The sequence below is a fragment of the Novosphingobium aerophilum genome (assembly GCF_014230305.1).
Lineage (GTDB): Bacteria > Pseudomonadota > Alphaproteobacteria > Sphingomonadales > Sphingomonadaceae > Novosphingobium > Novosphingobium aerophilum.
In genome coordinates this window covers 1-18,445 of record NZ_JACLAU010000016.1, presented here as the reverse complement: position 1 = coordinate 18,445, position 18,445 = coordinate 1, and the positions used below count along the sequence as shown (strand labels likewise).

13 protein-coding genes and 1 riboswitch are annotated in these 18,445 nt (G+C 69.8%); of the genes, 4 read left to right on the top strand and 9 right to left on the bottom strand.

Annotated features, from left to right (window positions below):
* Positions 1 to 18: 18 nt before the first annotated feature.
* The 5 genes from H7F49_RS10850 to H7F49_RS10830 all read right to left on the bottom strand — a co-directional run bounded on the left by H7F49_RS10850 (position 19) and on the right by H7F49_RS10830 (position 7,033).
* Positions 19 to 2,862, bottom strand: a complete 2,844-nt coding sequence (locus H7F49_RS10850) for a 2-oxoglutarate dehydrogenase E1 component (RefSeq protein WP_185683624.1) — start codon at positions 2,860 to 2,862, stop codon at positions 19 to 21.
* Positions 2,863 to 3,070: 208 nt separating this feature from the next.
* A complete protein-coding gene (sucD, locus tag H7F49_RS10845) occupies positions 3,071 to 3,961 on the bottom strand; it encodes a succinate--CoA ligase subunit alpha (RefSeq protein ID WP_185683623.1) in 891 nt (296 codons plus the stop codon).
* A gap of 41 nt (positions 3,962 to 4,002) precedes the next feature.
* The gene (gene mdh / locus H7F49_RS10840) at positions 4,003 to 4,965 is read right to left on the bottom strand and encodes a malate dehydrogenase (RefSeq protein WP_185683622.1); all 963 of its coding nucleotides are present in this window, start codon (positions 4,963 to 4,965) and stop codon (positions 4,003 to 4,005) included.
* 338 nt (positions 4,966 to 5,303) lie between these two features.
* Positions 5,304 to 5,618 carry a hypothetical protein gene (locus H7F49_RS10835; protein WP_185683621.1) on the bottom strand — a complete coding sequence of 105 codons (315 nt, stop codon included), beginning with the start codon at positions 5,616 to 5,618 and terminating at the stop codon, positions 5,304 to 5,306.
* Positions 5,619 to 5,764: 146 nt separating this feature from the next.
* Positions 5,765 to 7,033 carry a cell wall hydrolase gene (locus tag H7F49_RS10830; RefSeq protein ID WP_235982091.1) on the bottom strand — a complete coding sequence of 423 codons (1,269 nt, stop codon included), beginning with the start codon at positions 7,031 to 7,033 and terminating at the stop codon, positions 5,765 to 5,767.
* Between the two features lie 574 nt (positions 7,034 to 7,607).
* Positions 7,608 to 7,801, top strand: a riboswitch (cobalamin riboswitch).
* A gap of 99 nt (positions 7,802 to 7,900) precedes the next feature.
* Here H7F49_RS10830 and H7F49_RS10825 point away from each other — a divergent pair.
* The 4 genes from H7F49_RS10825 (at position 7,901) to H7F49_RS10810 (ending at position 12,433) form a co-directional block, all read left to right on the top strand.
* Positions 7,901 to 9,757, top strand: a complete 1,857-nt coding sequence (locus tag H7F49_RS10825) for a TonB-dependent receptor plug domain-containing protein (RefSeq protein ID WP_185683620.1) — start codon at positions 7,901 to 7,903, stop codon at positions 9,755 to 9,757.
* Positions 9,758 to 9,855: 98 nt separating this feature from the next.
* Positions 9,856 to 10,689: an ABC transporter substrate-binding protein gene (locus H7F49_RS10820; protein ID WP_185683619.1), complete on the top strand. Its 834-nt coding sequence runs from the start codon at positions 9,856 to 9,858 to the stop codon at positions 10,687 to 10,689.
* Positions 10,686 to 11,666: a FecCD family ABC transporter permease gene (locus H7F49_RS10815; protein WP_185683618.1), complete on the top strand. Its 981-nt coding sequence runs from the start codon at positions 10,686 to 10,688 to the stop codon at positions 11,664 to 11,666. Before H7F49_RS10820 ends, H7F49_RS10815 begins: the two co-directional genes overlap by 4 nt.
* Complete coding sequence (locus H7F49_RS10810) at positions 11,663 to 12,433, top strand: ABC transporter ATP-binding protein (RefSeq protein WP_185683617.1); 771 nt, start codon at positions 11,663 to 11,665, stop codon at positions 12,431 to 12,433. The genes H7F49_RS10815 and H7F49_RS10810 overlap by 4 nt, the downstream gene beginning before the upstream one ends.
* Before the next feature lie 7 nt (positions 12,434 to 12,440).
* Here the strand turns inward: H7F49_RS10810 and H7F49_RS10805 are convergent, their stop codons facing one another.
* The 4 genes from H7F49_RS10805 to H7F49_RS10790 all read right to left on the bottom strand — a co-directional run bounded on the left by H7F49_RS10805 (position 12,441) and on the right by H7F49_RS10790 (position 17,817).
* On the bottom strand, positions 12,441 to 12,638 hold the full coding sequence (locus H7F49_RS10805; protein ID WP_214647766.1) for a Flp family type IVb pilin: 198 nt from the start codon (positions 12,636 to 12,638) through the stop codon (positions 12,441 to 12,443).
* Positions 12,635 to 13,597 (bottom strand): GGDEF domain-containing protein, encoded by a 963-nt coding sequence (locus H7F49_RS10800; protein ID WP_214647765.1) that lies wholly within the window; start codon positions 13,595 to 13,597, stop codon positions 12,635 to 12,637. Before H7F49_RS10800 ends, H7F49_RS10805 begins: the two co-directional genes overlap by 4 nt.
* A gap of 212 nt (positions 13,598 to 13,809) precedes the next feature.
* On the bottom strand, positions 13,810 to 14,109 hold the full coding sequence (locus H7F49_RS10795) for a Flp family type IVb pilin (RefSeq protein ID WP_185683615.1): 300 nt from the start codon (positions 14,107 to 14,109) through the stop codon (positions 13,810 to 13,812).
* 324 nt (positions 14,110 to 14,433) lie between these two features.
* Positions 14,434 to 17,817: a class I SAM-dependent DNA methyltransferase gene (locus tag H7F49_RS10790; protein WP_185683614.1), complete on the bottom strand. Its 3,384-nt coding sequence runs from the start codon at positions 17,815 to 17,817 to the stop codon at positions 14,434 to 14,436.
* Positions 17,818 to 18,445 lie beyond the last annotated feature (628 nt).

The window sequence follows — 18,445 nt, the reverse complement described above, 5'->3', positions numbered from 1 at the left end:
TGAGCGGGCGATGGAGTTCTAACCCTTGGACTTGCGGCGGATTTCGCCCCGCACCGACAGCCCCAGCGCGTTGCTGACCAGCGCGGTCTGCTCGGCGGTGTGGCGCTTGGCGAGGCCGGTCGCGGGCGAGGCGCTGGCGGTGCGACCGGCATAGCGGGCGCGCTTGACCTTGCACTTCGCTGCGGCGAGCGCCTCCTCGATCAGCGGTTCGACGAAGAACCACGAACCGTTGTTGCGCGGCTCTTCCTGGCACCAGACCACCTCTTCCAGGTTGGTCATCCGCGCGATGCGGGTGGCCAGCGGATCGCCCGGGAAGGGGTAGAGCTGCTCGATCCGGACAATCTGCGTGTCGGTGATTTCGGCCGCATCGCGCGCCTCGAACAGGTCATACGCAACCTTGCCCGAACACAGCACCAGCCGCTTGGTGTCCTTGTCGGCCGCCGGCTTCATGTCCGAAAGGATGCGCATGAAGTGGCTTTCGCCCTGGAACTCGCTCGCCTTGGACTTGGCCAGCGGGTGCCGCAGCAGGCTCTTGGGCGTCATGATGATCAGCGGCTTGCGGAACGGGCGGTGCATCTGCCGGCGCAGCACGTGGAAGTAGTTGGCCGGGGTGGTGATGTTGCACACCTGCATGTTGTCCTGCGCGCAGAGCTGCAGGTAGCGTTCCAGGCGGGCGGAGGAGTGTTCCGGGCCCTGGCCTTCGTAGCCGTGGGGCAGCAGCATCACCAGGCCGTTCGCGCGCAGCCACTTGGCTTCGGACGCGGCGACGTACTGGTCGATCATGATCTGCGCGCCGTTGGCGAAATCGCCGAACTGCGCTTCCCACAGCACCAGCGTCTTGGGATCGGCGCTGGCGAAGCCGTATTCGAAGCCCAGCACGCCATATTCGGACAGCGGGCTGTCATGCACCTCGAAGCGGCCGTGGGGCACCGTAGCGAGCGGCACGTACTTGTGCTCGTCGGTCTGGTCGACCCACACCGCGTGGCGCTGGCTGAAGGTGCCGCGGCCCGAATCCTGGCCCGACAGGCGCACCGCATAGCCTTCCGACAGCAGCGAGCCATAGGCCAGGGCCTCGCCGGTGGCCCAGTCGAAGCCTTCGCCGCTGGCGAACATCTCGCGCTTGGCGTCCAGCACGCGGCCCAGCGTCTTGTGGATGGTCAGCCCCTCGGGCACCGTGGTCAGCGTGCGGCCCAGGCTGTCGAACAGCTTGGTCTCGATCCCGGTGGCGACGTTGCGGCGGGCGGTTTCCGGATCGGCGGGCTTGTTGAACCCGCTCCAGCGGCCGCCGAACCAGTCGGCTTCGTTGGCCTTGTAGTCCTTGGCGGCGGAGAAGTGTTCCTCCAGCAGGCCGACGAAGGCGCCTTCGGTTTCGGCCAGGAAGGCCTCGTCGACCACGCCCTCGGCCTTGAGGCGGCTGGCATAGATCTGGCTGACCGGCGGATGCTGCCGGATCTTGGCGTACATCAGCGGCTGGGTGAAGCCGGGCTCGTCGCCCTCGTTGTGGCCGAAGCGGCGATAGCACCACATGTCGACCACCACGTCGCGGCCGAAGGTCTGGCGATAATCGACCGCCAACTTGCAGGCGAAGGTCACGGCCTCCGGATCATCGCCGTTGACGTGGATGATCGGCGCCTGCACGCCCTTGGCGACGTCCGACGGATAGGGCGACCCGCGCGAGAACTGCGGGCTGGTGGTGAAGCCGATCTGGTTGTTGATCACGAAGTGGATGCAACCGCCGGTGTTGTAGCCCTTCACGCCCGAAAAGCCGAAGCATTCCCAGACGATGCCCTGGCCGGCGAAGGCCGCATCGCCGTGGATCAGCACCGGCAGCACCTGCTTGTGCTTGCCCGGGCCGATATCGTCGCGCTCCTGCTGATAGGCGCGGACCTTGCCCAGCACCACCGGGTCCACCGTTTCCAGGTGGCTGGGGTTGGGCATCAGGCTCATGTGCACCTTGATTCCGTCGAACTCGCGGTCGGTCGAGGTGCCGAGGTGATACTTCACGTCGCCCGAACCGCCGACATCGTCGGGGTTGGCCGTGCCGCCCGAGAATTCGTGGAAGATCACCTTGTACGGCTTGCCCATCACGTTGGCGAGGACGTTCAGGCGGCCGCGGTGGGCCATGCCGTAGACGATCTCGCGCACGCCGCGCTGGCCGCCGTACTTGATCACCGCTTCCAGGGCCGGGATCATGGATTCGCCGCCGTCCAGGCCGAAGCGCTTGGTTCCGACGTACTTCTTGCCCAGGAACTTCTCGTACTGCTCGCCGCGCACCACGGCGGCCAGGATCGCCTTCTTGCCCTCGGGGGTGAAGTCGATCGTTTTGTCGGCACCCTCCATCCGGTCCTGCAGGAAGCGGCGCTCCTCCAGGTCGGTGATGTGCATGTATTCCAGGCCAACCTTGCCGCAGTAGTTCTTGCGCAGGGTGGCCACGATCTCGCGCAGCGACGCCCATTCGACGCCCAGATAGCCGCCGAGGTAGATCTTGCGGTCGAAGTCGGCCGCGGTGAAGCCGTGGTACTCGGGCGTCAGGTCGGCCGGCAGATCGCGCTTCGACAGGCCGAGCGGATCGAGATCGGCGGCGAGGTGCCCGCGCACGCGGTAGGTGCGGATCAGCAGGACGGCGCGGAAGCTGTCGGTGATCATCGCCTGGACCGCGGCCTCGTCCATGCCGTTCGACGCGCCGGTCTTGGCGGCGGACTTCTTGATCGCCTCGCGCAGGGCCAGGGGATCGAGCGCCTGGGTCAGGTCATCTTCCGCCGCGCCGCCGACCAGCGGCCAGTTGCTGCGGGCCCAGCTGGGTCCCTGCTGAACCTCATCCTGGCCGATGTCGGGAAGAAAATCGTGCAATTCCTGGCCCATGGCATTCATCCTTGGCTCCGGTTCGGAGCAGTCTCGCAAGCGCCGGAGCCATCCTGGGGAGGAGCGGCCGGCCTGAGCAATCCGGACCCGGGGCGCGGCTCGCCGCAGGGTCGGGGGAACCTAGCACCGGTATGGTTAGCCAGACCTTCCCGGAGGCTAAGTATTTTTCAGGAGGGCCGGCACGCGCGGCGCCGGCCCTCCCGCGCGATCAGACGCGTTCCTTCAGCACTTCGGCGAGGGTCTCGCCGAGCAGCGAGGGCGAGGGGCTGACGCGGATGCCGGCCTCTTCCATCGCCGCGATCTTCTCCTCGGCGCCGCCCTGGCCGCCCGAGACGATTGCCCCGGCGTGGCCCATGCGGCGGCCCGGAGGGGCGGTGCGCCCGGCGATGAAGCCGACCATCGGCTTCTTGCGCCCGCGCTTGGCCTCGTCCTTGAGGAACTGGGCCGCCTCTTCCTCGGCGCTGCCGCCGATCTCGCCGATCATGATGATCGACTTGGTCTCGTCATCGGCCAGGAACAGCTCCAGCACGTCGATGAAGTTGGTGCCGTTGACCGGATCGCCGCCGATGCCGACCGCGGTGGTCTGGCCGAGGCCGATGTTGCTGGTCTGGAACACCGCTTCATAGGTCAGCGTTCCCGAGCGCGAGACCACGCCGACCGAACCCTTCTTGAAGATGTTCGCGGGCATGATGCCGATCTTGCACTCTTCCGGGGTCAGCACGCCGGGGCAGTTCGGCCCGATCAGACGCGACTTGGAGCCCGAGAGGGCGCGCTTGACGCGGACCATGTCGAGCACCGGAATGCCCTCGGTGATGCAGATGATCAGCTCGACCTGGGCGTCGATCGCTTCCAGGATGGCGTCGGCCGCGCCCGGAGGCGGCACGTAGATGCACGAGGCGGTCGCGCCGGTCGCGGCCTTGGCCTCGGCCACGGTGTTGAACTGGGGCAGGCCGATGTGGGTCGTGCCGCCCTTGCCGGGGGTCACGCCGGCAACCATCTGGGTGCCGTAATCAAGCGCCGCCTGGGTGTGGAAGGCGCCGGTCTTGCCGGTCATCCCCTGGGTGATGACCTTGGTGTGCTTGTTGACGAGAATGGACATTCAGATGCTCCTGGGGAGGCTGGAACTTGGGCGGTATGCGATCAGGCCAGCGAGCCGTCGATCGCCTTGCAGGCGACCAGCAGTTCCTTGACCGCGTCGACCGAGACCTGGAAGTTGCCCTTGGCCTCGTCGTCGAGCGCGATCTCGATCACTTCCTCGGCGCCGCCTGCGCCGATCACCACCGGCACGCCGACATAGAGCCCGTCGAGCCCGTACTTGCCATCGACATAGACCGCGCAGGGCAGGATGCGCTTCTGGTCGCCCAGATAGGCCTCGGCCATGGCGATCGCGCTGGTGGCCGGGGCATAGTAGGCCGAACCGGTCTTGAGCAGGCCGACGATCTCGCCGCCGCCGGCGCGGGTGCGCGCGACGATCGCGTCGATCGCCTCCTTGCTCGACTTGCCCATCTTGACGAGGTCGTCGACCGGGATGCCCGAGACGGTGGTGTAGCTGGTGACCGGCACCATGGTGTCGCCGTGGCCGCCGAGGACGAAGGCGTTCACGTCCTTGACCGAGACGCCGAACTCCCAGGCGAGGAAGGTGGCGAAGCGCGCCGAATCGAGCACACCGGCCATGCCGACCACCTTGTTGTGCGGCAGGCCCGAGAATTCGCGCAGGGCCCAGACCATGGCGTCGAGCGGGTTGGTGATGCAGATCACGAAGGCGTCGGGGCAGTGGTTCTTGATGCCTTCGCCGACCGCCTTCATCACCTTCAGGTTGATGCCGAGTAGGTCGTCGCGGCTCATGCCGGGCTTGCGCGGCACGCCGGCGGTGACGATCACCACGTCGGCACCGGCCAGGTCGGCATAGTCGTTGGTCCCGGTGATCTTCGCGTCGAAGCCCTCGATCGGGCCGCACTGCGACAGGTCGAGCGCCTTGCCCTGCGGCATGCCTTCGGCGATGTCGAACAGGACGATGTCGCCCAGTTCCTTCTTCGCGGCGAGGTGGGCCAGCGTGCCGCCGATCATGCCGGCGCCGATAAGGGCGATCTTCTTGCGAGCCATCGAGTACCTTCCCTGACGCGGGACCTGTGTTTCTCGCCGGGGGCCGCCCGCTGGTGTCCCGCGCGAGTTGTGTGTCGCGGTGGCCCATGCTGATGCGCCCGCCCTAGGCGCGCGACGACGCGAATGCAACCGGGAAAATGGCCGGAAACCGGGATTTATCGATAACAGTTCTCAATAGCAATAATGCCCGCAGGGCGCTGCCGATGAGGCGCGAGATCGCATCCGGCCTGAGCGCAAGGCATCCATGGCTGGCCCACACCCGCTCAGGCTCAGCTGGAGCGGGTGTGGTCAGTCGAAGGCGTGTCCGGAGTACGGCGGGGCAGGGCCCGCACCCGCCGTCAGTCGTTGCTGCGCGGTCCCAGGCGGCCGGCCATGCGGCGGTCGAGCAGGCGGCAGACGGCCATCCAGTGGCGGAAGCTGTCGGCATCCTCGGACAGGAAGGCGTCCTCGGCCTGGGTGCGGGCCAGGGCCGCGGCAGCCAGGCCATGCGTGGCGAAGTGTTCCAGTGTGGCGCGGAGCAGCGGGTTGTCGATCACCGCACGCGCGCCCTGACCGTAGTTGTCGTTCACCGCCTGCATCGACCGCGGTGCCGACAGGTGCCGGGCCACGGCGGAGGTCGGAAGGCGGCGGGAGGCGGCGAAATGGATCGACATCGGGGCAGGATTCCCTGGCTTATGAACGCTTGCCCACCTTCTCGCACGATCCGCCTAAGGGTTCGTGTCGCAGCATGGTTTCACATTTGTTTGGAATTTCGCCGCTGCCGCGGAGACTGTCGGCGAAGCCCGGAAAACCGCGGGTGTCAGCTACCCGGGCGGGCGATCCACTGGCCCGATCCGGCATATTCGGGCCGCACGCCCTGGCCCTCGGGCAGGGTCTGGGCGGTGTAGAGCGCATCGCCGCCGCGGGCCTGCAGGGCCGGGGCATAGGCCGGCGCAGGATGGTTGGCCGGCGGCGCGCCGAAGCCCCCGATGCGGCTCATCGGCACCGTGTTGACCGGGGCCAGGGCAGCGGCCTGGGCCGCGTTGTAGCCCTGGGCATAGGCCCGTTCGATCGCCAGCGGATCGAGCGCGGCGTCGGGGCTGGTCAGCCCGGCCGCGCGCGGCGGCGGCGCGGCGACGGGCTCGCCGCCGCGATAGGCCGCGACGTTAAAGGTCGCCGGGGCCCCGGCCGGGCCGCCGAAGCGATAGAACCGGTGCGCGCCGATCGTGCCCACGTAGGACAGGCTGTCCGCCCAGTAGGGATGGACCGCGATGGTGTGGTAATGGGTCGACAGCCCGACCGGGGCATAGACGAAACCGGCCAGCGCGGCGCGCGCGACCGTTTCCGCGCGCTGCCAGAACAGGCGGTTGGGCACGCGGGCCAGGGCGCCGTCGCAGGTGAAGGTGAATTGGCACCCGGTGGTCCGTTCCGCCCCCTGGTACACCACCCCGCACACGGTCTTGGGATAGGCCGGGTGGGCCACGCGGTTGAGCACCACCTGCGCCACGGCCCGCTGCCCGGCGTCGGGCTCGCTCGCCGCCTCGTAGTAGATCGCCTGGGTCAGGCAGGTGAGGGCGCGCGTGCGGTCGAGCGCCGTGCCCCCGGCGCGCAGCGCCCGGGCGGCCGGGCCGGCAAAGCTATCGCCCTCCCAGTGCGCGCCATCGGCCAGCGGCTGGCCCGCGGCAGCATCGGGCGCCAGGTAGTAAAACGCCGAACCGGGGAAGCTCTGCCCGGCCTGCTCGAACGGCATCGGCTCGATCGCGGTCTCCCCGCCGATCACCCCGACCGCGTTGCCGATCCGGAACAGCGCCATGTCCGGTCCCCAGGCCTGGGCCGCGGCGAGGGCGGGCACGGCACAGAGCGCCAGCACCGGCAGGACCGGCCGGGCTCGGGCGATCCGCAGCCCCGACCGGATCCTGCGGCGGGCGGCGTGCCACAGCCTAGCGACCGGCCCGAACGTCGCCCGCAGGCGCTCCCGCCGGTCCTGCCGGGCGACGGGCACACGCCGGCGCAGTCCAGCCAGAGCCGGCACGGGCTGGTCGGACGGCAAGGCGTCGAGCGGGAAGGGGGCGGGCGGGAGGTCGGTCAATCAGGTCCTTTCGGGCGCCACCACCACCGCGGACCGGGGGCCGCGGCCGGGCGAAACGGCGCGCTTCGCGCGTAGCCCGGATCGGACCCGCCCGCAGCCGTCGAATCCGGGCTGTCCCGTCACGGGACGCCGCCCGGTGTGGAGGTGAACCGGTTAACGGAGCGCGAACCTGCGCCATCCGGCCTGAGATCGCGGTTTGCATCGGGATGACGATGGATTGGGGCGGCTTGGGCGAGTGGACGGGTCCTGATGGCGGATTTCGCCCAGGATCGGACCTTTGTTTCCTCCCCCGACGGGGGAGGGGGACCATGCGAAGCATGGTGGAGGGGCACCCTGTCTGGACGAGAGGCCTTGCCCCAAGGAGGGCGCCCCTCCACCACCTGCGGTGGTCCCCCTCCCCGTGCCGGGGAGGAGAGTATGGCAGCTCTCCACCCCATGCGGGCGTTCCGCCGAAGACTGGGCCGAAGACTGGATAGGCTCGCACAGCCCAGGGGGACGATCGCCCCGCGGCGCTACTCTAATGCCCCTCAGGACAGGTTGCCTCTTGCGAAGCCAGTTCAACCCGCCTAAGCGCGGTTCCACGTCACGGGTTGTCCGGGAAACCGGGCCTAAGAGGGAAGCGGGTGTTCAATCCCGCGCTGCCCCCGCAACTGTGACCGGGGAGCGTTCCGCCGCTCACGCCACTGGCATCAGCCCTTCGGGGCCGCTGGGAAGGCAGGCGGGCCGTGTTGATCCGGGAGCCAGGAGACCTGCCCACTGACGGTCGTTCCGCGCCGGGCGGGGTGTACCGGAATGCAGCGTGGTCCCGCGAATTCGCGCGGGGTCTCTCGCCATGAACGGCATACGTTCATGACGGGAGTATTGTGCGTGAAATTCCAGCTTTTGCTTTCCGCCGCGGCGCTGGCCGCGGTCGTTCCGGGCGTGGTGCAGGCCGCCGAGGCCGCGCCGGAGGAGATCGTCGTCCTGGCCAGCGGCTTCGCCCAGCGCGCTGACCGCACCGGTCAGGCGATCACTGTGGTCAGCCGCGACCGGATCGAGACGCTGCAGGCCGTGACCATCGGCGATGCCCTGCGTGCGCTGCCCTCGCTCAGTGTCGCCCAGCGTGGCCCGGTCGGCACCCAGTCGAGCGTGTTCGTGCGCGGCGGGAACTCGTCGCAGACCCTGGTGCTGATCGACGGGGTGCGGGTCAACGATCCGTCGAGCCCGAACGCGGCCTTCGATTTCGGCGGGCTGCTGGCGGGCAACACCGACCGGATCGAGGTGCTGCGCGGGCCCAATTCGATCGTCTGGGGCAGCCAGGCCATCGGCGGGGTGATCAACATCGAAACCGCCAAGCCCACCGGCCCGCTCGCCCTGCGCGGATCGGCCGAGTACGGCGCCTACAACACCGCGAACGCCCGGCTCAACCTGTCGGGCAGCCAGGGCGCGGTCGGCTACAGCCTGGGCGGGACGGTCTATCGCACCGATGGCTTCTCGGTCTTCGCCGCGCCCGGGGCCGAGGCCGATGGCGGGCGCCAGGCGGCGCTCAACGGACGGGTCACCGTGGCGCTGGCCCCGGGGCTCAGCCTGGATCTGCGCGGCAACTGGAGCCGGGTCCGGTCGAGCTACGATTCGGCCTTCAGCGGCGGCGCCAACTCGCTGGCCGAGGCGCGCAACACCCAGTGGTACGCTTATGCCGGGCTCAACCTCGAGGCGCTCGGCGGCCGTCTGCGCAGCCGCGTCGCTTATACCCGCGCCGATATCGACCGGCGCGGGACCGATCCGGTGGTGTTCAGCTTCAACACCTATCTGGCCACCGGCCTGACCGAACGGATCGAATGGCGCAGCGTGTTCGACCTGACCCCGCGCGTGCAGATCGCCGCCGGGCTCGAGCATGAGGCGATCCGGGCCAGCACGTCCTTCGAGGGCGCCAGGCCCGATCGCGCCAGCAACCGCGTCAACGGGGGCTATCTGCAGCTCAGCCTGCGGCCGCTGGAGGGCCTGACCCTGACCGGCGGGTTGCGGCACGATGTCTATTCCGATTATGGCGCCCACACCACGCTGGGCGGCAACCTGGCCTACACCCCCAACGGCGGCCGCACCGTGCTGCGCGCCACCTACGCCGAGGGCTTTCGGGCGCCCAGCCTGAGTGAGGGCCAGCCGCCCTACGGCAATCCGCTGCTCAAGCCGGAAACCGCGCAGAACGTGGACATCGGCATCGAACAGGCGCTGCTCGGCGATGCGCTGAGCGCCACGGTGACATGGTATCACCGGCGCAGCACAAATCTGATTGTCTTTTCGGCCACGACCTTCCGGTCCCAGAACATCGGTCGCGCCGAGGCGAACGGGATCGAAGCCGCGCTGGTGCTGCGGCCCAGCCGGACCCTGCGGGTCGAGGCCAGCTATGCCCTGGTCGATGCGTTCGACCGGTCGTTTCCCAACGCCAACCAGCGCCTGCCGCTGCGCCCGCAGCACAGCGCCAGCATCAGCCTGGACTGGCAGAGCCCGGTCGGGCTGCGCCTCGGCACCTCGCTGTTCCTGGTCGGTGACAGCTTCGACAATGCTGCCAACACGGTGCGGATCGATGGCTGGCGCCGGGTCGACCTGCGCGCCAGCCTGCCGCTGCCGCATGGGCTGGAGCTGTTCGGCCGGGTGGAAAACCTGACCGACGAGCGCTACCAGACCGTTGCCGGGTACAACACCCCGGGCCGCTCGGCCTTCGTCGGCGCCCGGTTCAGGGTCTAGCGCGCATGCAGATCGTCCGGGTCGCGGAGCGATGGGAAGGGGGGAGCCGGCGCTGGAGGAGAGCGCCGGTCTCCCTCCTCCTTGCTGCGACCTGGGCGATGGGGCTGGCCGGTTGCGCCGCGGCTCCGGGCTCTGCCCCCGCGCCGGCGCGATCCGGCATCGTCAGCCTCAATCCCTGCACCGACGCGGTGCTGGCCGAAGTGGCCGATCCGCGCCAGATCCGCGGCCTTTCCGCCTACAGCAGCGAGCCGGGCTCGAGCTCGATGGACCTGGCCGTGGCGCGGCGCTTTCCCGCGGTGAGCGGCACGGTCGAGGAGATCGCCGCCCTACGCCCCGCGCTGGTCATCGGGGGGACCTTCACCCCCCCGGCGACCCGGGCCGCACTGGCCCGCCTGGGGATTGCCCTGTTCGAACTGCCGATCGCCCGGGACGTGCCCGAAAGCCTGGCCCAGGTCCGCCGGATCGCGGCCCTGGCCGGGCAGCCGGCACGGGGCGAGGCGCTGGCGGCCCGGATCGCTGCGGCGCTGGCAGCGGCGCGGCCGGCGGACGGGCGCGCGGTGTCGGCGCTGGTCTGGCAATCGGGCGGGATCGTGCCCGGCGAGGCCTCGCTGATTGCCGATCTGCTGCGCCGCACCGGTTTCAGCAACGCCGCCGCGGCGCGCGGGCTGGGGCAGGCCGACTACCTGCCGCTCGAACGCGTGCTGGTCGATCCGCCCGAGGTGATCCTGTCGGCCGGAGGGCGGGATGGCGCGGACAGGCTGCTGAATCATCCGGTCCTGGCCGGCCTGACCGCCACCCGCCGCGTGCCGTTCGATTCCGCGCTGCTGTGGTGCGGCGGACCGACGATCATCCGCGCGGCGGCCCGCCTGGCGGAGGTGCGGCGCATGGCGGAGGGGGCGGGCAGCGCCAGCCCAAGGCTCGACACCCCATGACCCGCCTCAATCTCACCCTCATCACCGCCCTGCTGGTCGCCGTGCCCTTGTCGCTGCTGGCCGGGCGGGTGTGGATCGATCCGTTCCATCCGGCCCTGCCCAATGCCACGCTGATCGTGCTGGGGCTGCGGCTGCCGCGCGCCGTGCTGGCGGTGACGCTGGGCGCGGGGCTGGGGGCGGCTGGGGCCGCGATGCAGGGCTATCTTCGCAATCCGCTGGCCGATCCGGGGCTGTTCGGGATCGCCCCGGCGGCGGCGCTGGGGGCGGTCCTGTCGTTCTGGCTCGGCCTCGCCGCCCAGGCCTGGGCCCTGCCGCTGTTCGCCCTGGTGGGATCGGGCGGGGCCATGGCGCTGCTCGGGCTCATCGCCGGGCGGAGTGACGGCGGGGTGGCGCTGTTCACCCTGGCGGGGATGATGATCGCCAGCCTGGCCGGGGCGCTGATGAGCCTGGTGATCAGCCTGGCGCCCAATGCCTTCGCCCAGTCCGAGATCGTCACCTGGCTGATGGGCGCGCTGACCGATCGCGGCTGGGCCGAGGTGCGGCTGGCGCTGCCGCCGACGCTGGCGGGGATCGTCCTGCTGCGGCTGGCCGGGCCGGGGCTCGACGCGCTGGTGCTGGGCGAGGCGACCGCGCGCTCGCTGGGGCTCGATCCGCGCCGCTTGCAGGCGCTGCTGATCGCGGGTGTCGGGCTGACGGTCGGAGCCGGCGTGGCCGTGGCGGGGATCATCGGCTTCGTCGGGCTGGTCGTGCCGCATCTGGTCCGCCCCCTGACCGACCGGCGCCCGTCGCGCCTGATCGTTCCGGCGGCGCTGGCCGGGGGGCTGCTGCTGCTGCTGGCCGACAGCCTGTGCCGCCTGGTCCCGCTGGTCACCGAACTGCGCCTGGGGATCGCGCTGAGCCTGATCGGCGCGCCGTTCTTCCTGTGGCTGCTGCTGCGGCTGCGGCGCCGCGGCGTGCGTGACGGAGGGCTGGGATGACCGCGCTGCGCGCCACCGACCTGACCCTGCCCGGGCGCCTGACCGGGGTGGACCTGACGCTGCGCCCGGGGGAGGTCACCGCGATTGTCGGGCCCAATGGCGCGGGCAAGTCCTCGCTGCTGGCCTGCCTTGCCGGGCTGCTCGCGCTGGAGACGGGTGCGGTGACCTGCGGGGGAGAGGCGCTCGCCGCGCTGCCCCCGCGCGAACGGGCGCGGCGCATCGGCTATCTGCCGCAGACGCCCGAGATCGCCTGGGACGTCAGCGTCGAGACGCTGGTGTCGCTGGGCCGCCTGCCGTGGCAGGGCGCGGCGCGCCATCCCGCGCGGACCACCCCGGCGGAGGACGCCGCGGCGGTCGATCGCGCGCTGGCGGCGATGGACCTCTCGGCGCTGCGGCACCGCCCGGTCTCGCACCTGTCGGGCGGCGAGCGGGCGCGGGCGCTGGCGGCGCGGGTCCTGGCGGGAGAGCCTGCCTGGCTGCTCGCCGACGAGCCGCTGGCCAACCTCGATCTGGCCCATGCCGCGGCGCTGGTCGCCCTGCTGCGCGCCCAGGCGGGCGAGGGCCGCGGGGTGGTGCTGGTCCTGCACGATCTGGCCATGGCGATGAACCGGGCCGACCGGGTGGTGGTGTTGGAGCGCGGCCGGATCGTGGCGGACGGACCGCCGGAACAGGCGCTGGAGGCCGCGCTGGTGTCGCGCGTGTGGCAGGTTCAGGCGTGCTGGTGGGGCGGACCCGGCACGCGGGCCCTCGCGCTGGGCCAGCCCTAGCGCAGGCTTACTGGATCACCGGCGGGCTTGTGCCACCTGAGCGGGCGAGCCCGGACGAGGTGCGGCTGAAGGTCGTGTTCAACTGGCTGCCCATGCCGGACAGGATCGTCATCGCGGCCACGGCGATCAGCGCAGCGATCAGCCCGTATTCCATGGCGGTGGCTCCGCGCCGGTCGCGGCGGAGCCGGATGAACCAGCGGATCATTCCGGCGCTTCCATCACGCCCTTGACCACGCGGTTGCCGCCTTCGGCCTTGGCGCGGTGGAGCGCGACGTCGGCGGCGCGCAGGGCGAGGCGCGGGTCGCCGTCAACGGCGATCTGGGCCAGGCCGCAGGCGATCCCCGGGCCTTCGCCCTCGACCGCGAACTCCTTGCGATCGGCCACGGTGCGGCGGATCTGGTCGAGCGCCTTGGCCACCACGTCGGCATCGGCATTGCGCAGCAGCAGGACGAATTCCAGCCCGCGGTTGCGCGACAGGTGGCGGTGGCAGCCGGGCAGGCTGGCCAGCTCGTCGGCGATCAGGGTGATCAGCTTGTCGCCATGATCCAGCCCCTGGGCGCGGTTGAGCTTGTCCATGCGGTCCGGATCGACGAAGGCGATCACCAGCGGCAGGCCATGCTCGCGCGCGTTGCGGCATTCGGCCTCGAACACGGCTTCGAAAGTGCCGCGCCCGGGCAGGCCGGTCAGCTTGTCGCAGTCGCGCGGATCGGCCGGAGCGGCACCATCGAGCGGCTCTGGCGGCCCGGCCGGGACCGCGAAGGCCTCGATCCCCGGCTGCTTGGGCTTGAGCGGAGTGCGGCGGAACTTGCGCTTGCGCGAATCCCGCAGGGCCAGGCTGCTTTCGGGATCGTTGACCCCGTTGTCGGCCTTGATCTGCTCCATGTAGGCTTCCACCTCGGGCTCGGTCTCGAGATGGTCGATCGGAAAGCGCGCGACGACGAAATCGTTGCGGGTGTCGATCAGGTAGAGAAACGGCTTCTCCATGCCCTGATAGACGCTGAGCAGGTTGAAGCCCTCGGCCAGGTGCCAGGCCTTCTTGTCCCACGAGATGATCGGGCGGTCACAATGCCGGCAATCGCTGCGGAACACGCCTTCCGCGTTCTTCCGCCCGGGATAGGCGGGCACGTGGGTGCTCGTGAACCAGCATTGGGTAAGGGCCAGCATCGATCGTTCGTCCACTCGCGCGAGTTCAGTCAGCCTTCGCCTTAGCATTGTGAAGTCGACGAAAACCTTGTCGCGACCATGCGGGGAAACGGAGGGGGGCTGGTGAGGGTTCGGTAAGGATTGGCCCCGCCCGCAGGCTCGGCGCGAGGCAGCCGTTGACGCCGTGGTAGGCATGATTGCGACGATCGCACCAGGCACCGTCGCGGCGAGGCTCACGGAGGTGCGGGGGCGCCGCCCCAGGTCGGCAGGGGCATGCGCTCTGGCTCTGGCTCTGGCTCGGGCTCTGGCTCGGGGGCGCCCTGCGGCGCCGATCCCAAAGCAGGCGTCCGGCCGACCGGGGGCGCCTCGCCCGACAGCGTGGTGTCGATCTTCGCGAAGGTGTTGGCGCTGCTCTTGCCGGTGTCGAGCAGCAGGGCGAAGCACCCGACCGCCATCAGCAAGGTGACCAGCCCATATTCGACCGCGGTGGCTCCGGCGACATTGTTGAGCACCACGGCGGTAAGACCGCGCATGGTCCACAGCCTGGCCCAGCCGCGCCGTTTCGGCATTCCGATGAGCCGATGCCATCGCGCACCCAGCCTGATGATCCACCGCGCCACGTCCTGCCGCTGCCTCCGCTCCGGGCTGATACCGCAAGCGCAATTAGCGGAGTGCGATGACGCAAAGGTTTGCCGGACCCGCGGGGTCCGCGCGAGGGAAGCGCTAACGCGGCGCTAGGCATGATCGCGGAGCCGGAATGAAACACGCGGCCAGAACCGGCAGAGACCCGGCAGAGACCTGGCGCAGAACCGCCAACGGACCGGTGCGGTCGGGGGCAGGATGGGCACGGGGGGCGATCAGGCGGCGCGGCGCAGGGCATAGCCTTCGGGGGTGCGCGCGACGTGGCCCAGCCGCTCCAGCGCGTCGAGCGTGCGCTGCACCCGCTGGGCCACCTTCAGCCCCTGGGCATGGGCGCGGGCGATGGTCGCGGCATCGCCCGCGCCGCCGCGCAACGCGGCCAGCACCGCGGCGGTCTGGCCGATCGCGTCGCGCGGAAACTGCGGCTTGCGGGCGGCGGGCAGGGCCAGCTCGGCCTCGACCTGCACCGGCGCGCGCAGGCTGCCCAGTTCGGTCAGCCCGGCCCGCGCGATCTGGTAGTCCGGGCGCAGCCAGCGCACCCGCCCGGCGCGCTCCTCGGCGTGGCGTTCGGCGTTGAGCGCCACCAGCCGGGCGACAATGTCCGCCTCGGGCAGGTCCGCCGGCCAGCCATAGGCCGCCGCCACTGCCGCATCGATCCGGTCATGCAGATCGCCGATCAGGTCGACCAGCCCGCGCTGGCGCTGGTCCTGCGCCGCGGGATCGAGCGGATCGCCCTGCCGCAGCCGTTCGCGCAGGTTGTAAAGCCCGGTCAGGGTCAGGTCGGCATGGCGCGCCAGCACGTCCTTGCGCACGGCGTCCAGTTCCTCGGCCAGCGCGCCGATGGCTTCGCGCTGGGCGGGCAAGGCATCGGGGAAGGGGAAGGGGTCGAAGGTCTTGGTCTTGACGTAGACCGAGTCATTTCCGGCGCCGAGCCACCCGCCCGCTTTAAGGCTCCAGGCAACGTGAACCGAACTTGACATTACGCCAAGGACAAAACCTTCAGCAGCCCCGATCAAGAGCAGCTTGTTATCCGGCAGAATGGCGGCATCGAGGAACTGGAACACCCTGTGCTTGGCGGTTTCGACAGTGGCGATGTATCTTGGTAGTCCAGCGCTGTAGTCCCGAAACGTTGGCGCTAGCTCCCCGAATAGCCACCAATTCTCTTTTCGCGTTGCCCGCCTATTTGCATCCCGTTCAGGTTTCACCGCCACCAGCAAATGCTGGTAGACGTCGGGATAGCGCTGACGCACTTCGGTTTCGCTCAGGCCGAACAGGTCGATCACCAGCACCCCACGCGCCCGCGCCATCAGGTCGCGGCCGTTGCGGTAAGGGCGGATATGCCGCTCCAGCCCTGGACGCTGGCCGAGCCCCAGCTCTCCGGCCTTGGCTGGCGTCACGATGAACCCGGCCCCATGCAAGGCCATGCCGCGCGAACAGAGCCCGTCGTTTGCCCGCAGCGGCTTTGCCTGCCCGACATCCGCCCCCACGGTCAGGTCGGCATGAACCTCACCGGTCGCCGTGGCAAAGTCGATTTCCGGCGTGTCGGTATCCAGCCCGGCTTCGCGGCATACGGTCAGGACCAGCCCGTCGCACCGGCCCGCCGCCGCCACGGTCATGGCGATCCGCACCGCCGCCGTATCGCGGGTGGCGCGGGTCCACGGATGGTCGGGGATGGCCAGCAGCAGGCTGATCGGCAGGCGCCCCTCCAGATGGCGGGCGATCACCCGGCGGCTGAATTCCTGCGTGATCGAATTGGTGGTGACAAAGCCGAAGCGTTGCAGCCGCGTGCCCTTGCGGGCCAGCAGCTCGGCCGCCCGGTCCCACCAGTGCATGACGAAATCGGCGCTTTTCGGCACCTTGGGATTGGCCCGCCACAGGGCCGTGGCATAGGCATCGCCCAGCCGGCCACGCAGGTCCTTGCCCCCGATGAACGGCGGGTTGCCCACGATGAAGTCCGCCTCGGGCCAGTCGGGTCGGCGCGGGTTGACCAGTTCGGTGCCGCTCCGGTCGGCGGTGGGCCGTTCGCCATCGTGCCTCAGCACCGCATCCATGGCGGTGATGTTGGTCAGCGTTTCCAGCACGGGATCGCTGATCCCGCTGCCGTTGCGCAGTTGCCATTGCAGATAGCCCAGCCACAGAACCAGTTCGGCGATCGCCGCCGCGCGCGGGTTCACCTCCAGCCCCAGGAAGTTGCGCGGGTGGACCGTGGCGGTTTCCAGCGCGAGCGCTTCCTGCCCGCCCAGGTCCAGCAGCACTTCCAGCACATCGCCTTCCAGCCGCTTCATCAGCTCCAGCGCCACGTACAGGAAATTGCCGGTGCCGCAGGCCGGATCGAGCACCCGGGTGGCGGCCAGCTTCTCATGGAAATCGTGGACCAGCCGGATCGCCGCCTCGGGATCGGTGGCCCGCTCGCGCTCGACCGAACCCAGCACCAGGGCCTGCCATTCGGCCTGCAACGGATCGATCAGGGTGGCGTTGACCAGCCGTTCGACATAGGCCCGCGGGGTGTAATGCGCGCCCAGCCGCTTGCGCTCGTCCTTGTCCAGCGCCTGTTCCAGCAGGGTGCCGAAGATCGCCGGTTCCACCTGCGTCCAGTCATGCTTGGCCGCTTCGTACAGTTCGCCAATCTCCTCGCGCTGCAAGGGGATGGTGCTGCGCTGGGCGAACAGGCCGCCGTTGAAGCGGCGCACCGGCTTGCGCAGCACCGGGCTGAACCCGCCCGTGTCCATCGTGCGCCACAGGTCCTCCAGCAGCGGGGCGAAACTGGCGGGATCGTCGCGGGCATTGCCCAGCACCTCCTGAAAGCTGCCGCGCTCGAGCAGGCCGGTGTCCTCGGCAAACATCGTGAACAGGCAGCGCATCAGGAAATGGGCGACCGGCTCGGGCCGATAGCCGCGATCCTCCAGCAGCTTGCTCACGCTGGCCAGCCGCCGCGCAATGTCGCGCGTCACCGCCGCCGATCGCCGCGCCGGGTCCAGGCTGTGCGGATCGGTCCAGATCGCGCGCAGGCGGGCCTGGATGTCCGGCAGGCGCAGGTCGTCCAGATAGATGCGGAAGCCGGCCCGGTCGGGGAACTGGCAGTAGTTCTTCCCCTGGCCGGAAAAGTCGGCGAAGACCTCGATCGCGTGGCCCACGTCGCAGACCAGGATGAACGGCGGCCAGCCGTGCTCGGTCGGCAGGGCGCGGGCATACTGTTCGGCCTGTTCGCGCGCGTTGCGCATCAGCACGTCCCAGCCGCGGTGCGCGCTGCGCCGTCCGCGCGGGGCGGCCGTGGCATCGGGATCGAACCCGGGGAAGGCGCTCTGCCCGGCGGGCAGCGCCAGTTCCTTGGCCCCGCCGCGTTCACGGCTCTGCTTGGCCTCCAGCACGAAGCAGCCGCGCTTGTACAGATCGATCCGGCGGTTGCTGCGCCTTCCGGCATGGTCGATTTCCACCACCGCACGCTCGAACACGTAATCGTTGTGGGCGTGGTTGGCGCTGGCCGGATCGGGCCGGGGCAGGCCGAGCACCTGCGCCAGCTCGGTCAGGAACAGGGGGAAATTGGCCCGTTCGGCTCCGCCCTCGTTGCTGCGCCAGCGCGTGATGAAGCCATCGATATCCAAGCGGGCCTCCCCCGCCGGGAACCTTGGCGAAGCCCCTGCCGCCGCGCAGTAATCATTAAGTCAGTCCGCTAAGCTTTTGGATTAAGTGGGAATGCGGGGCTGGGGCGGTCGGCATCGGACCTGGCAGGGCCCCCATCCGGGAAGGCACCCCCGATCCGGGACGGCGCCCCCGATCCGGGACCACGCTTTGCCAAGCGCCGCACCGCCTGCCCCCCGGTTCTAACGTCCGAAACGCGTCCGCACCCAATGCGGACAACCGATGATGCAAGCGGCCCGGGCGCCTGTCATGGGGCGTGCGCCCGGTGCCCACGCCCCCTCCTGACACGTCCGCGACGATTCCCGTTATGAGCGGGCTGGTCGATGCCGTGGGCCCGTCCAACCTATCGGGGATAACCCGCTCCGCAATAATCCGATCGCCAGTCCGCTACCCCGGTCGCCGGGTCGGCTAGACGACCGGACCGGGGGGCGGGGACGCTGCCGCTCGACAGGACCTGTATGGGGGGGGAGCAACCGTCTTGTTACGCGGCCCATGTTTGTTGATTTTTGATCATGGCGTTGAGTGTTGCGATTAGCTTTCGCATTATGGCGACGAGGATGACCTTTGGCGGTTTTCCGGCGTCGGCGAGGC

What these genes read in the sequence shown, in the direction of transcription:
- H7F49_RS10850 (WP_185683624.1), bottom strand. Translation starts at nt 2,862, where the DNA reads ATGGGCCAGGAATTGCACGATTTTCTTCCCGACATCGGCCAGGATGAG.
- sucD (WP_185683623.1), bottom strand. Translation starts at nt 3,961, where the DNA reads ATGTCCATTCTCGTCAACAAGCACACCAAGGTCATCACCCAGGGGATG.
- mdh (WP_185683622.1), bottom strand. Translation starts at nt 4,965, where the DNA reads ATGGCTCGCAAGAAGATCGCCCTTATCGGCGCCGGCATGATCGGCGGC.
- H7F49_RS10835 (WP_185683621.1), bottom strand. Translation starts at nt 5,618, where the DNA reads ATGTCGATCCATTTCGCCGCCTCCCGCCGCCTTCCGACCTCCGCCGTG.
- H7F49_RS10820 (WP_185683619.1), top strand. Translation starts at nt 9,856, where the DNA reads ATGGGGCTGGCCGGTTGCGCCGCGGCTCCGGGCTCTGCCCCCGCGCCG.
- H7F49_RS10815 (WP_185683618.1), top strand. Translation starts at nt 10,686, where the DNA reads ATGACCCGCCTCAATCTCACCCTCATCACCGCCCTGCTGGTCGCCGTG.
- H7F49_RS10810 (WP_185683617.1), top strand. Translation starts at nt 11,663, where the DNA reads ATGACCGCGCTGCGCGCCACCGACCTGACCCTGCCCGGGCGCCTGACC.
- H7F49_RS10805 (WP_214647766.1), bottom strand. Translation starts at nt 12,638, where the DNA reads ATGATCCGCTGGTTCATCCGGCTCCGCCGCGACCGGCGCGGAGCCACC.
- H7F49_RS10800 (WP_214647765.1), bottom strand. Translation starts at nt 13,597, where the DNA reads ATGCTGGCCCTTACCCAATGCTGGTTCACGAGCACCCACGTGCCCGCC.
- H7F49_RS10795 (WP_185683615.1), bottom strand. Translation starts at nt 14,109, where the DNA reads ATGCGCGGTCTTACCGCCGTGGTGCTCAACAATGTCGCCGGAGCCACC.